This window comes from Archaeoglobus neptunius (genome assembly GCF_016757965.1).
GTDB lineage: Archaea > Halobacteriota > Archaeoglobi > Archaeoglobales > Archaeoglobaceae > Archaeoglobus > Archaeoglobus neptunius.
On sequence record NZ_JAEKIW010000008.1, the window covers coordinates 117,284 to 129,278 of the forward strand.

An 11,995-nucleotide genomic window follows, 5' to 3' on the forward strand; every position below is an offset into this window, starting at 1 on the left:
GGTATGAATATTGTGGGTTTTGCCTGTCAGTGGTGCGCTTACCAGGCTGCTGATCTGGCAGGGAGTATGAAAATGGAGTATCCTGAGAGCATTAAGCTAATACGCGTACCGTGCTCCGGAAGGGTGGAGACAGAATTTATCCTTCAAGCTCTGTTGAATGGCGCAGACGGTGTTTTTGTGGCAGGCTGTCCTGTTGCTGAATGCCACTACAGAATGGGGAACAGAATCGCCAGAAAAAGGATTGCGATTCTGAAAAGAATACTTCCGGAGTTTGGTATTGAATCCGGAAGAGTAGAGTTTTTGCAGGTTTCCAGCGCAGATGCAAGAAGATTTGTTGAATTTGCGGAAGAATTTGACAGAAAAATAAAGAAACTGGGATCGAACCCCATTAGGAGGTATTCGGATGGTTGACGTTGCGATATATCTTGCGGCTGGTTGTTCTGGATGTGAGCTCTCCTTGCTCGATCTGGGCGATAGATTGGCAGATCTTAACTTCAGGGTGATCTGGGCTTCTCCGACTCTTGGGGATGGAAAATATGGTAGAATCCCGGAGGTGGACATAGCTTTTGTAGAGGGGGGTGTGAGGCTGGATGAGCAGGAAAGAATTGTGAGAGAGCTTAGAAGAAAGAGTGATGTGCTTGTAGCGTTCGGCATATGTGCAGCGTGTGGAGGGGTTCCGGGACTGGCAAACTTGCACTCAAAGGATGAAATTCTGGAGGGGGTTTTCAGAAAGGGCACCACCACTGACAATCCGGAATCAATAATTCCTCAAAAAACAGTCTTTGTTGACGGCAAGTACGAGTTAACGCTGCCGGAATTTTATGAAAATGTCAGGGCGGTTGATCAGATCGTTGAAGTGGACTGTTACATCGGCGGCTGTCCCCCAACACCCGGTCAAATAGAAGATGCCGTAAGCCGGATAATCGGTGGCGAGGTGGGCTGGATAACGACTGCAAGGGCTGTGTGTGAGTCCTGCCCGTACGAACTTGGAGATGGTATGGAGGGCGCAGGGAGGTTCACAAAAATCGTGTCGGGAGAATGTTTCCTGAAAAAAGGCATTTTATGCTTTGGACCGGCCACACAGGGCGATTGCGGGGCATCGTGTCCGAAAGTAAACACGCCATGCAGGGGATGCGGAGGACCTTTGCCTGCAGTGAGTGATTACGGTGCGAAAATCGTGGACATGCTCTCACTCCTTCTGGATGAAAAGGGAGTTGAGGAGCTGGGGTCAAACTATCACACCATTGCGAAATTGATCTACCTTTATTCCATGGCATCAGCAACGATTCCCGGAAGGGTTAGAAAGTATCACGTGAGGGAGATAGAATGAGGATCGAAATTAATCCGGTCTCGAGGATTGAAGGGCACGGTAAGGTAACCATATTTTTTGACCACAACGGGAAGGTGGAGAGAGTGTTCTTTCAGGCAACTGAACTCAGGGGATACGAAAAAATCCTCACGGGTATGCCGATGGAAGAGGTTCCGAGAGTCGTTTCGACTGTATGTGGCATTTGCAGAGCGGTCCACTTCATAGCTGCTGCAAAGGCGGGAGATCAGATTTTTGGCGTTGAAGCAACCGATACAGCAAGAACAATTAGGGAGATGATGCTGTGCGCACATTTCATCGAAGACCACACCGTGTCTCTGCTGGCTCTGGCTCTCCCGGATTTCCTCTCTCCGGAGGAGAGAAGCATATTTGGAGTAGTTAAAAAGCTTGGAGATCTGGGGAGAGAGCTGCTCAGAAAAAGGGGATATGCTGTTAAGATTCTTCAGATTCTCGGTGGTAGAAACATTCACCCGGTTGCGTATGTCCCCGGAGGTTGGACGAAAGGTGTAAGCGGTGATGAGATTGCACAGATAGAGAAGTACTCCTATGAGCTTGTCGATCTTGGATTGAAGGTTGCGGATGTGGTTGAGGGAGCGCTGAGTTTTGATGAGGGATGCAGGCTGGGTCTGAAGCTAATGGGAACCGTTGATAGGTCGGGAGCGCTGAACCTATACGATGGATTTCAGGTCGTTAAGGATCAAGAGGGGAATGAAATCGAGAGGTTTTCCGGAAAGGATTACATCGGCGTCATCGCTGAAAGGGTTGTCCCCTGGAGTTACAGCAAGATACCGTATCTCAGAAAATTTGGCTGGCGGGAGTTTGAAGACGGGGACGATTCGCCATTTTACATTGTTGGCCCCCAGTCCAGAGTTCGTCTAGGAAAGCTAACGCCCAAAGCGAGGGAGGTTCTTGAAAGGATTTCAGACCATCCAACCGACAGTATCATGTTCAACCACCTAGCAAGAGCGGTGGAAATTATTCATGCTGCTGAAAGGTTGACGGAGCTGATTCAGGGGTATGTGAGTGGGGATCTGCAAAATGATCCCGAGAAGATTTCCGGAGAGGGTGTGGGGATAGTTGAGGCTCCCCGGGGAACACTGATCCACCATTACACCACTGATGACAGGGGGGCGGTGAGGGATGCAAACCTGGTGGTTGCTACAACTCAGAATGTTGGTGCGATAAGTATGGCTGTTAAGAAGATCGCCGAGAAGTATGGAGATTCGGAAAATCTTGCAGAAAAAATTGAAGTGGCAATCAGGGCCTTTGACCCATGCATGGCGTGTGCGACACATGCTATAAACGGTATACTCCCTCTAGAAATAGAGATCTACAGGGATGGGGAACTCGTGAAGGTATTGAGAAACTATGAGGAAGATTCTGGTTGGAATAGGCAATCCGTATCTCGGTGATGATGCTGCTGGCATAAGGGCCGCAGAAGCCGCAGCTAAGCTCTTTCATATTGATGTTGCAATTCTGCACACGACATCACTTGAACTGGTTGATCTGATTTGCGAGTATGATCGGGCTGTTATAGTGGATTCCATCTTCGGTGAAAATCCGGGAACCGTCCATGTTTTTGGCATTGATGATCTGAAGGCCAGGAGAATTACCGGATCGCATTCAATAGGACTGGCTGAGTCTCTGCTTCTGGGCAGGGAATTTACCAGATTGCCCGAGATCACGATCATAGGCATCGAGATATGCAGCGTATCGAATCAAACGGGGAGTGTCCGAAAGGCTCTTGATACTGTGCTGGACATCATCGAGTACGAACTGTGCTGGAGGTAGCCCAGATGTTACAGGTACCCTCAAACCCTACCATGCATGCACCAACGGGATTTCTGGGGTTACAAACCCTCATAAAGAGGGGACACTTATCCGGGGTTATGACACCTTTAAGCACGTCTCCACACCTGCAGGCTCTCTTTTTTGCATCCTCCTTTGGCTGAAAGTCCTTGAAAGTGTCCTCAAAAAACTTTCTTGCATCGTGATCCTCATACTTCCTGTTTATCGCTCCGCCACTTTCTCTGACAGTACCGAGCCCCCTCCACGCCCAGTCAGCACGATCAAAAGTCTCGTTTATGGCGTTAATGGCTGCCACATTCCCCTCATATCTAACTGCTCTGGTGTATTCGTTCACGATTTCCATCTTGCCATCTCTGATGCATTCAAGGAGCAGGTATATGGAGAGCATCACATCCTCAGGATCGAATCCGGCTATGACCTGCGGAATTCCGAACTTTTTCAGAATTTCCTCGTAGGGTTTCACACCAATAACTGTTGAAACATGTCCGGGATTTATGAATCCATCAACCTTTATCCCCTCGGCCAGTGTGTGAACTGCCGGTATGAAAAACCGATGAGACGAGAACACGTAGAAGTTTTCTACTCTGTCTCTCAGAGCGATTGCTGTTGAAGGCATTGTCGTTTCAAAGCCTATAGCAAAATGTACAACCGGAGTTGATGTGGACTTGGCCAGTTTCACCGCATCGAAAATGCTGTAGACCATCCTAACATCGTAGCCTTCTGACCTCATGGTGAACAGAGTCCTGCCTTCAAAAGGAACCCTCATCATATCCCCGAAGGTCGTGAGAATTATTTTCTCATTTCCAAGCAGATGCATCACCATTTGAAGATCCTCATCTGGCGTTATGCACACCGGACATCCGGGACCGCTGAGCAGCCTGATGTTTGGTGGAAGCAGTGATCTGAGATTGTATCTGGTGATGGTATCCTCGTGGGTACCGCAGAGGTGCATCAGCCTTACCTCGTCCAGATCCTCTGCCACCCTCTTTATTTTTTCTGCAAGCTTAATAACCGGTTTCATCTGCGATCCTCTCGAGCAACTCCCACGTTTTTTTGGCCTCTTCCTCATCCACTTTCTGTATTGCCATACCAACATGGACCAGTACAAAATCGCCCACATTTAAGTCCTCAATCAGGTCAATCCTGACCTCCCTTTTGAGACCTTTAAAATCGACCACAGCGGTGGGGTAGCTGATCTTTTCAATTTTTCCCGGAATTGCCAGACACATTTTTCACCACATCCCTTACAAACCTCAGCCACTCATCTACTCCGATCCCTTCCTTCAGATCCATCTCAATCAACCTTGCCCTTGGGTTAATCAGTCTCACGTCAGATCTCATCTTCTTTACATCTGCACCGACCGCCTCTGCAAGGGCCACCTTGTTGATGATCACGACATCTGCCAGTCTAAAGATTTCGGGATGCTTCTCAACAACGTCGTCTCCCTCGGTAACGCTGACCATAACAACTCTAAAATTCTCTCCAAGATCGAAATCGACCGGACAGATGAGATTTCCAACGTTTTCGATTAGCAGAAGATCAACATCGCTGAAATTTTTGATCCGGTGATGTATCATATGGGCATCGAGATGACACTCTTTGCCTGTGCTTATGGCCTCCGCCTTTACACCCAGCCTCCTGACCCTCTCGTAATCTGCCCTCGACACGACGTCTCCCAGTATCGCTCCGATATTGATTTCTTCACCAAGCTCTCTCACCGTTGTCTCTATTAGCAGGGTTTTACCGGATCCTATTGCCCCCATTAAATTTATCGCAACCATACCATTTTTCCTGATTAGATCCCTGTTTTTCTGTGCGAGCTTTCTGTTCTCAGCCATAAGATCGTGTTTCAGCTCATACTCATGCATATTCACACCTCCAAACTTACCCTATCAAGAATGAAGTCCTTACCCCCTCTGACATTGGCAAATCCGCCGCACTCGCATATCAGGACATCTTTATCGAGCTCTTTTCCACAAACGGTGCATTTGATATCGGCTTTTTTTACCGTGATATCGAGTTCGGCACCCTCCAGCAGAGTTCCCTTACTGGCAATCCTGAAACAGAATTCGAGCTGTTCCGGATTGATCATAAGCAGTTCTCCCACAGTTATCTTTACCGACAGCACTCTCTTTGCCCGCTTTTCTTCAGCAAACCTGAGAGCATGATTGACCACTGCCTCAGCGAAGCTCATTTCATGCACATAAGCCATTTCGCAATATTTTTAAAAAGTTTTCCACCATCATGACTGAATGTTCAAAATCACGGTTAGGGGGACAGTTCAGGGCGTCGGCTTTCGTCCTTTTGTCCACAGAATTGCATTGAATCTTGGACTCCGTGGTTACGTCAAAAACACGGGCGATGGATCGGTTGAGATTGTGGTGGACAGAGATCCGGATTCACTGATAAGGATGCTGAGAGACAGGACTCCGCCGGCGGTTAAAATTGATGATGTGGTGGTTACGAAAATTAACTGTCCTCTTCCGGAATCGTTTGAGATACTCCCGAGTGGAGGGAAAAGCACCCTTTCTCTACCACCGCCGGACATGGCTGTTTGTGGGAACTGTCTCAAAGAACTTTTCAGCCAAAAAGACAGGAGGTACCTTTATCCGTTCATATCATGCACCGATTGCGGAGCGAGATTTTCAATTGTGGAAAATCTACCATTCGACAGAGAAAATACAAGCCTCAGAGAATTTCCGATGTGTGAAGAATGCAGAGGTGAGTATAAAAACGTGAACGACAGAAGGTACTATGCCCAGACAATTGCGTGCGGAAGCTGTGGTCCGAATTATCGATTTATGGGTAGAAATGGGGAGAGAGGTGGAATAGAGGAAGCTTCTGAAGCCATCGAGAGTGGAGAGATAATAGCGATCAAGGGCATTGGTGGATACCATATTGCCTGTCTGACGGAGGACGAAACCGTGGCAGAGCTCAGAAGAATCCTGAAAAGGCCGCAGCAGCCCTTTGCCGTAATGGCCAGAAACATTAACGCAATTGAAAGCGTTTCCATAGTTGGTGAGGATGAGAGAGATGAGCTGAGCAGCATCGAAAGGCCAATCGTCGTCCTGAGAAAAAAAGAGCCTGAGATCTTTAAAGAGGTGGCGCCGGGACTTGATACTGTTGGAATGATGCTCCCCTATGCTCCCGTGCATTATCTACTTTTCTCAAACATGAAAGTCGATTTTATGGTTATGACTTCGGCAAATCTTCCTGGAGAGCCCATGTATATCGATGAGGGCGTATTCAATCTTGATCTGGACGGTTATTTGGTTCACAATCTGAAGATTTCAAACAGAGTCGATGATTCCGTTGTCAAGTTCTGCGCAGGAACCAGAATGATTGTGAGGAGGTCGAGAGGATTTGTGCCAAAGGCCCTGAATATGGATGTTAAGGGTTATGCTCTGGCTGTGGGGGCAGAGCTTTACAACTCCATAGCAGTTCTGAGAGAGGGAAAAGCTGTTGTGTCGCAGTATATTGGCAATACGTATAACTTCAAAACTTACAGCGAATTTTTCAAAAAAACCGTTGATTTCTTCCTGAGGTTTTTTAGGATGAAGGAAGTCGATAATGTGGTTTCGGACATGCACCCTCTCTTCAACACCACCATGTTTGCTGAAAAGCTCGCTGAAAAACTCAACGCAAGGCATATCCGAGTTCAGCACCATTTTTCCCATGCTCTCTCGGTAATGGCCGAAAAGAAGCTATCAAATGCCGTTGCAATTGCAGTTGATGGAGTTGGTTACGGTATGGATGGCAGCGTGTGGGGTGGAGAGGTTCTGTACATCGATATTGAGGGAGGAGAGTTCAGAAGGGTTGGCAGACTGGAGAGCTTTGAGCTGATTGGGGGTGATGCAGCAACAATGAGACCTGTAAGAATACTTGTATCTCTTCTTTCAGAGAGGCCTGAACTTCTTGATCATTACTCCAGGTACGAAGATGTGCACTCACTCCTCAAACTTCTCCCGTATGCCGTAAAGACCACCTCGGCTGGCAGATTTCTGGATGCCGCATCCGCAATGCTTGAGATATGTACAGAACGCACTTATGAAGGCGAACCGGCAATGAAACTTGAGGCTGCAGCCGAAAAATACGATCTTGGGGTTGAGGTGGAAGTAGACACGGCAGTTGAGAGGGCCAAGTTCGAAACCCCCTTCAAACCGGAGGGCAGAAGTGGGAAGGTCAGGGTTCTGAAGGTAAGGGATTTTTTTGGAGAATGCACGGAAAGATACCTAAGGGGGGAGAAAAGGAGTAAAATAGCCTATGAAATCTTCGCTTATCTGGCCTCCGGATTTGCCACCATAGCTGCTGAGTTTGCCGTTGACTGTCCTGTAATCGTTTGCGGAGGGGTTGCCTACAACCGCCACTTCACGGAAATACTGAAAAGGGAACTACCGGACATCATTGTTCCGTCAGCATTCCCGGCGGGGGATAATGGTATAAGTATCGGGCAGCTTTACTCGCTCAAAATTCTGGAGGGAGATGATGATTAGGAAGGAGGATGGGGCTGGAGGAAGATACATGAATGAATTTCTGAGGAAACACGTGTTTTCAAAGATCAATTCAAGAGTATGTGAGATAGAACTTGCCGAAATGGAGGATTCCGCAGATTTCAACGAAACCTCTGTCTTAACAACGGACTCGTATGTGGTGGACCCACCAGTTTTTCCCGGGGGTAGCATAGGAAGTCTGGCAATTTTCGGGACCTGCAATGATCTCGCCGTGGTTGGAGCCGAGCCGAAGTTCATGTCTCTTGCTCTGGTTATTCAGGATGGATTCTCAACAGAAATTTTTGACAGAATCATGAGTGACATCAGTGATGCGTGCGGTAAAGTGGGTGTGAGCATAATAACCGGGGACACAAAGGTCGTTGAGGCGAATGTTGGAATAATCGCAAATACGTCAGGGATAGGGATGAGAAACCCGTTCTTGGATAAGAATCTTGAAGTACTGAGAAGCTATCGAGAGTACCCGTTCACATGGGTTCGGGATAGGGGGCTCGGAAATGGAGATGCGGTGATACTCAGCGGGAGCATAGCCGAACACGGTTCGGCCATCATGGCCAGGAGAATTGGTTTCGATCATGGTATTCAGTCTGACGTTTTTCCAGTCTGGACCTTTGTGAAGGAGGCTCTGAGTACCGGCGGTATTTCGGCGATGAAAGACCCAACGAGAGGAGGGGTGGCAGCCGCACTTAATGAGATGGCGGAAAAGAGCGGTGTGGGGATAAAGGTTTACGAGGATAGAATCCCGATAAAGGATGAAGTAAAGAGTTTCTGTGAGCTGCTGGGACTCGATCCGCTGACCATGGCCAACGAGGGAAAGGTTGTTTTTGGTGTTATTCCAGAGATGGCTGATGACATTCTTAAAGCTCTGAAAAAAGCAGGGCAAAAGGATGCTGAAATAATCGGTTACGCTACAGATGAGTTCAGAGAGGTCGTTCTTGAAACTTCTGCCGGGACGAGTAGGGTTGTACCGCAACCCGTTTCGGATCCAATTCCGAGGGTCTGCTAGTCCATCTTAAATGGTCTAAAAATTTTAAACATGTTTCCTGAAAACAGTTAGGGCTCTCTCGGCAGACTCTCTGTCGTAGATTACGAGTGCCACCTCCTTAACGGACGAGCCTTTAAAGCTCTTCACGGCCTCGAGAAAAGTTTCAACAACTTTCTCCAAATCGCAGCCGTAGATCCCTGCGCTTACAGCCGGGAAGGCTATTGACTCTACGCCCATTTCCTCGGCCTTCTCCAGTGGACCGAAAAATGCCCTGAAAAGTTTATTCTTCAGTTCTTCGTTCCATTTTCCACCGCATATCGGTCCAACCGTGTGGAAAACGTACTTTATTCCCCTTCCCTCCAGCCTCATCGCCGGAGTGACAACCACCTCACCGTGTTCTATGTAATCTCTTCCAAACTGCTCCCTCATCGCATTCTTGCTTATCTCCGTGTATCTACCCGCATCACCTGTACAGGCCTTTGCAATTGCGTATGCGACACCACCACCGTGTTCGAGCCTCTTGTTGGCTGCATTAACGATGGCTCTGGCAGGATACTGCGTAATGTCTCCCTGAACAAGCTTTAATGTTATGCCGTCTACATTCAGTACGACCAGCACCTCCATATATCAGATTCGACGGAAGTTATAAAAATATTCATTCTGAAGGGAGAGGATTTCAAAAGTCATGAATACAATCGGACCTTTACTGCTGACTGAATATGGAAAAATAGGTTAAAGCTCGTAGCTCTCTCCGGGTTTCAGGATCACGACCTTCACGTTAAGACCTCTGGTCTCAACAGCCTTCTTGAATTCTGCTGGGTCCTTCTCCACAAGCGGGAAGGTGTTGTAGTGCATGGGTATTGCCACCTTGGGCCTTACGAGTTCCAGGGCCTTCACGGCCCCATCGATTCCCATGGTGTAGTAGTCGCCTATCGGCACAAGCATCACATCGGGTTTGTGAAGTTCGCCGATCAACTGCATGTCCAGAAATACGTCCGTATCACCCGTATGGTAAATTTTAAGCCCATCCATGGAAACTACAAAGCCTGCGGGTAAGCCGGCACTGATTATGTTTCCATTTTCGTCCTCAACATCTGCAGAGTGCAGAGCCGGTGTCATTGTGACTTCAATGTTTCCTGTTCTGAGTGTACCGCCGATGTTCATCCCCATCGTCTCAACATCCTTCTTCGCCAGTATTCTCGACAGCTCGTGAATGCAGACGATCGGGGCGTCATTCCTTCTCGCAATACCAACCGCATCCCCGAGATGGTCGCCGTGTCCGTGTGTTACTAGGATGTAGTCCACCTTCAGGTCCTCCGGTTTAACAGGGGCGGTGGGGTTGCCGGTCAGAAAAGGGTCGATCAGCACCTTCATGCTACCCTCAAGCAAAAAGGCCGCATGTCCCAACCAGGTTATCTTCATTCTAACACCCCCCTACCACATTGGGTGTAAAGAATTTTAAACGTTTTGTATCACAGATAATAAATTTCACTTTTGTGAGAAAAACTATTTTTAGCCAGTATCCATGCTTTACTATGGAACTAACGACACCAGAAAGGGTTCTGTTTGAAACAGAGGTTTACGAGATAGATGACGATCTGAAAGTCAAGAAGGGAAATGTAAAAATCACGGAATCGAGAGTTCTGTTTAAGAGTAACGGAAACTCAAAGCTGGTGTACATTTCAGGAATACAGATGCTCGAAATAAAAAAAGAGGAAAGATGGGGGTTCCTGGTGGCCGGAGGGATTTTGGGTGTCAGTGCAGCGATAATGTACCTTTTCGGGTTTGAATACGGAATAAAGAACTTTCTTGCAGCACTTTTCTTCTTCATCATGCCCACGACCTTCGTGTTGATCTCCATGCTTCTTCTCTACTGGTGGTTCGTGACAAGGTCCTATCTGCTCGACATGTTTACCGATTTTGGAAGAAGACTCAGAATAAGGAGCAAGAACAGGGACGATCTGTATGAGATAGCCAATGCTGTCGAGCTTGTTAAGATGGGGGCTGTCAGGAGACTTCAGAGGAAGGAGAGGCTGGAGAGATCGCTCATTTGAATTGAAATTTCTAAACTGTATTTCAGAAATAAAACTACAGATGTAAAAGAAATTTCTTTAAATAACATTAAAATGGTGGTGGTATGAATGAGGTCGGTATTGGTGTTGATGGTGAGGATATTAAAGGTTTTGCTGAAGATCCCGTAGAAAAGGTACGTCAACTGGAACGAGCTTTGGCAGAGAAAGAAAAGCAGCTTGCAGAGACAACAGCAGAGCTGAATAAAACAAAAGCATTCATAAACGAGCTGTTCAGAATACTACCCAAGCCAATTTACATCTATTTCATTGACAGAGATGGAAAACTTCGATACGTAAACGATGCCACTCTGCACTATCTTAAAAAGGACAGGGATGAGGTGATAGGGCGTAAGCCTTCAGAACTCTTCTTTGAAGAGTCGGGAAAAACCCTTGCGGAGGCTGGAAAGAAAACAATCATCGAAACTTCACTGGAAAAAGGTGGTGTTGTTGTAGAAGGAGCAGAGTCAAAGCTCATATCTCATGTTGGGACAACACACATCCTGACCTCATGTGCCCCTGTACGTGTTGACGGAGAGCTCGTGGGAATGGTCGGGTATTTCGTGGACATCAGTCCAATCAAGCAGAAGGAAGAGGAGGCAAGAAAAGCCTTCAAACTTGTGGAGGAAGTATTCAGAAAAATGCCCTTCCCCGCTTACGTGATCTACGTAAATACGGACCATAAAATCCAGTATGCCAACGATGAAATTGCAAAACTTGCGGGATTCAACAGGGCGGAGGAAATCGTAGGAAAACATCCTTCCGAATTATTCCAGACCGAAGGTGGGAGGACAATTGCAGATAAGGTTCTCGACACGGGTAAAGCGGTCATCAACTATCAGGCAGTAACCCGAACCAAAACAGGTAGAGAAGTTCCGGTTCTGGTGTCCTGCGTTCCTGTTCATGTGGATGGGGAGATGGTTGGTGTTATCGACCTCTTCACCGATATCACTGAACTTAAGGAGAAGGAGGCAGAGATTATGAAGACACTGGAGTACACAGATAGGGCTCTCGAACTTCTCACTGTCGGGATAAGGGAGTTGCAGTCAGGCAATTTAGGTGCAAGAGTGGAGAAGCCAGAAAAAATTGAGGGTGTTAAAGTTGCCAGAAGGTTTGAAGAGACTGTTGACATTTTCAACGAGTTTGCTGAGAGACTGAACGAGATAGTGAGAAGACTGGCGGAGGATATGAAAGAAACCGCAGAGCAGGTCAGAGAAGCGAATGAGGCCGTAAATCAGATGAATGCCGGCATGCAGCAGATTTCATCAGCTTCACAGCAGATCGCCACGGGAAGTG

Annotated in this window: 14 protein-coding genes; 8 read left to right on the plus strand and 6 right to left on the minus strand. The window is 47.5% G+C overall.

All coding sequences use genetic code 11. The features are described 5' to 3' along the window. Positions 1 to 3: 3 nt before the first annotated feature. From JFQ59_RS07715 to JFQ59_RS07730, 4 genes are read left to right on the plus strand one after another with little or no spacing between them, the layout of a single operon-like run. Positions 4 to 411, plus strand: coding sequence for a hydrogenase iron-sulfur subunit (locus JFQ59_RS07715; RefSeq protein WP_202319842.1), 408 nt, complete (start codon positions 4 to 6; stop codon positions 409 to 411). Further along, positions 404 to 1,330 (plus strand): NADH-quinone oxidoreductase subunit B family protein, encoded by a 927-nt coding sequence (locus JFQ59_RS07720; RefSeq protein ID WP_202319843.1) that lies wholly within the window; start codon positions 404 to 406, stop codon positions 1,328 to 1,330. Before JFQ59_RS07715 ends, JFQ59_RS07720 begins: the two co-directional genes overlap by 8 nt. After that, a complete protein-coding gene (locus tag JFQ59_RS07725) occupies positions 1,327 to 2,739 on the plus strand; it encodes a Ni/Fe hydrogenase subunit alpha (protein ID WP_202319844.1) in 1,413 nt (470 codons plus the stop codon). The genes JFQ59_RS07720 and JFQ59_RS07725 overlap by 4 nt, the downstream gene beginning before the upstream one ends. Further along, positions 2,696 to 3,118, plus strand: a complete 423-nt coding sequence (locus JFQ59_RS07730) for a hydrogenase maturation protease (protein ID WP_202319845.1) — start codon at positions 2,696 to 2,698, stop codon at positions 3,116 to 3,118. Before JFQ59_RS07725 ends, JFQ59_RS07730 begins: the two co-directional genes overlap by 44 nt. On the opposite strand, the gene hypD is transcribed toward JFQ59_RS07730, so the two are convergent. From hypD to hypA, 4 genes are read right to left on the minus strand one after another with little or no spacing between them, the layout of a single operon-like run. After that, positions 3,090 to 4,157: a hydrogenase formation protein HypD gene (gene hypD, locus JFQ59_RS07735; protein ID WP_230972375.1), complete on the minus strand. Its 1,068-nt coding sequence runs from the start codon at positions 4,155 to 4,157 to the stop codon at positions 3,090 to 3,092. The genes JFQ59_RS07730 and hypD overlap by 29 nt on opposite strands. Then, complete coding sequence (locus tag JFQ59_RS07740) at positions 4,141 to 4,365, minus strand: HypC/HybG/HupF family hydrogenase formation chaperone (protein ID WP_202319846.1); 225 nt, start codon at positions 4,363 to 4,365, stop codon at positions 4,141 to 4,143. Before JFQ59_RS07740 ends, hypD begins: the two co-directional genes overlap by 17 nt. After that, positions 4,337 to 5,005, minus strand: a complete 669-nt coding sequence (hypB, locus tag JFQ59_RS07745; protein ID WP_202319847.1) for a hydrogenase nickel incorporation protein HypB — start codon at positions 5,003 to 5,005, stop codon at positions 4,337 to 4,339. The genes JFQ59_RS07740 and hypB overlap by 29 nt, the downstream gene beginning before the upstream one ends. Before the next feature lie 2 nt (positions 5,006 to 5,007). Next, entirely contained in the window at positions 5,008 to 5,331 is a 324-nt protein-coding gene (hypA, locus tag JFQ59_RS07750) for a hydrogenase maturation nickel metallochaperone HypA (RefSeq protein WP_202319864.1), read from the minus strand. Between the two features lie 58 nt (positions 5,332 to 5,389). Here hypA and hypF point away from each other — a divergent pair, with 58 nt between their 5' ends. Further along, positions 5,390 to 7,630, plus strand: a complete 2,241-nt coding sequence (gene hypF / locus JFQ59_RS07755; protein ID WP_202319848.1) for a carbamoyltransferase HypF — start codon at positions 5,390 to 5,392, stop codon at positions 7,628 to 7,630. Next, entirely contained in the window at positions 7,620 to 8,651 is a 1,032-nt protein-coding gene (hypE, locus tag JFQ59_RS07760; RefSeq protein WP_202319849.1) for a hydrogenase expression/formation protein HypE, read from the plus strand. Before hypF ends, hypE begins: the two co-directional genes overlap by 11 nt. A 24-nt stretch (positions 8,652 to 8,675) precedes the next feature. On the opposite strand, the gene JFQ59_RS07765 is transcribed toward hypE, so the two are convergent. Together JFQ59_RS07765 and JFQ59_RS07770 are read right to left on the minus strand one after the other, a co-directional pair. Then, positions 8,676 to 9,254, minus strand: coding sequence for a [protein ADP-ribosylglutamate] hydrolase (locus JFQ59_RS07765; RefSeq protein ID WP_202319850.1), 579 nt, complete (start codon positions 9,252 to 9,254; stop codon positions 8,676 to 8,678). 108 nt (positions 9,255 to 9,362) lie between these two features. Then, a complete protein-coding gene (locus JFQ59_RS07770; RefSeq protein ID WP_202319851.1) occupies positions 9,363 to 10,052 on the minus strand; it encodes a metal-dependent hydrolase in 690 nt (229 codons plus the stop codon). 113 nt (positions 10,053 to 10,165) lie between these two features. On the opposite strand from JFQ59_RS07770, the gene JFQ59_RS07775 reads away from it, so the two are divergent. Next, positions 10,166 to 10,684, plus strand: coding sequence for a hypothetical protein (locus tag JFQ59_RS07775; protein ID WP_202319852.1), 519 nt, complete (start codon positions 10,166 to 10,168; stop codon positions 10,682 to 10,684). 83 nt (positions 10,685 to 10,767) lie between these two features. Further along, the coding region (locus tag JFQ59_RS07780) for a PAS domain-containing protein (RefSeq protein WP_202319853.1) at positions 10,768 to 11,995 on the plus strand (1,228 nt) is incomplete at its 3' end.

What these genes read in the sequence shown, in the direction of transcription:
- JFQ59_RS07770 (WP_202319851.1), bottom strand. Translation starts at nt 10,052, where the DNA reads ATGAAGATAACCTGGTTGGGACATGCGGCCTTTTTGCTTGAGGGTAGC.
- hypD (WP_230972375.1), bottom strand. Translation starts at nt 4,157, where the DNA reads ATGAAACCGGTTATTAAGCTTGCAGAAAAAATAAAGAGGGTGGCAGAG.
- hypE (WP_202319849.1), top strand. Translation starts at nt 7,620, where the DNA reads ATGATGATTAGGAAGGAGGATGGGGCTGGAGGAAGATACATGAATGAA.
- JFQ59_RS07740 (WP_202319846.1), bottom strand. Translation starts at nt 4,365, where the DNA reads ATGTGTCTGGCAATTCCGGGAAAAATTGAAAAGATCAGCTACCCCACC.
- hypB (WP_202319847.1), bottom strand. Translation starts at nt 5,005, where the DNA reads ATGCATGAGTATGAGCTGAAACACGATCTTATGGCTGAGAACAGAAAG.
- JFQ59_RS07775 (WP_202319852.1), top strand. Translation starts at nt 10,166, where the DNA reads ATGGAACTAACGACACCAGAAAGGGTTCTGTTTGAAACAGAGGTTTAC.
- hypF (WP_202319848.1), top strand. Translation starts at nt 5,390, where the DNA reads ATGTTCAAAATCACGGTTAGGGGGACAGTTCAGGGCGTCGGCTTTCGT.
- JFQ59_RS07725 (WP_202319844.1), top strand. Translation starts at nt 1,327, where the DNA reads ATGAGGATCGAAATTAATCCGGTCTCGAGGATTGAAGGGCACGGTAAG.
- JFQ59_RS07715 (WP_202319842.1), top strand. Translation starts at nt 4, where the DNA reads ATGAATATTGTGGGTTTTGCCTGTCAGTGGTGCGCTTACCAGGCTGCT.
- JFQ59_RS07765 (WP_202319850.1), bottom strand. Translation starts at nt 9,254, where the DNA reads ATGGAGGTGCTGGTCGTACTGAATGTAGACGGCATAACATTAAAGCTT.
- hypA (WP_202319864.1), bottom strand. Translation starts at nt 5,331, where the DNA reads ATGAGCTTCGCTGAGGCAGTGGTCAATCATGCTCTCAGGTTTGCTGAA.
- JFQ59_RS07730 (WP_202319845.1), top strand. Translation starts at nt 2,696, where the DNA reads ATGAGGAAGATTCTGGTTGGAATAGGCAATCCGTATCTCGGTGATGAT.
- JFQ59_RS07720 (WP_202319843.1), top strand. Translation starts at nt 404, where the DNA reads ATGGTTGACGTTGCGATATATCTTGCGGCTGGTTGTTCTGGATGTGAG.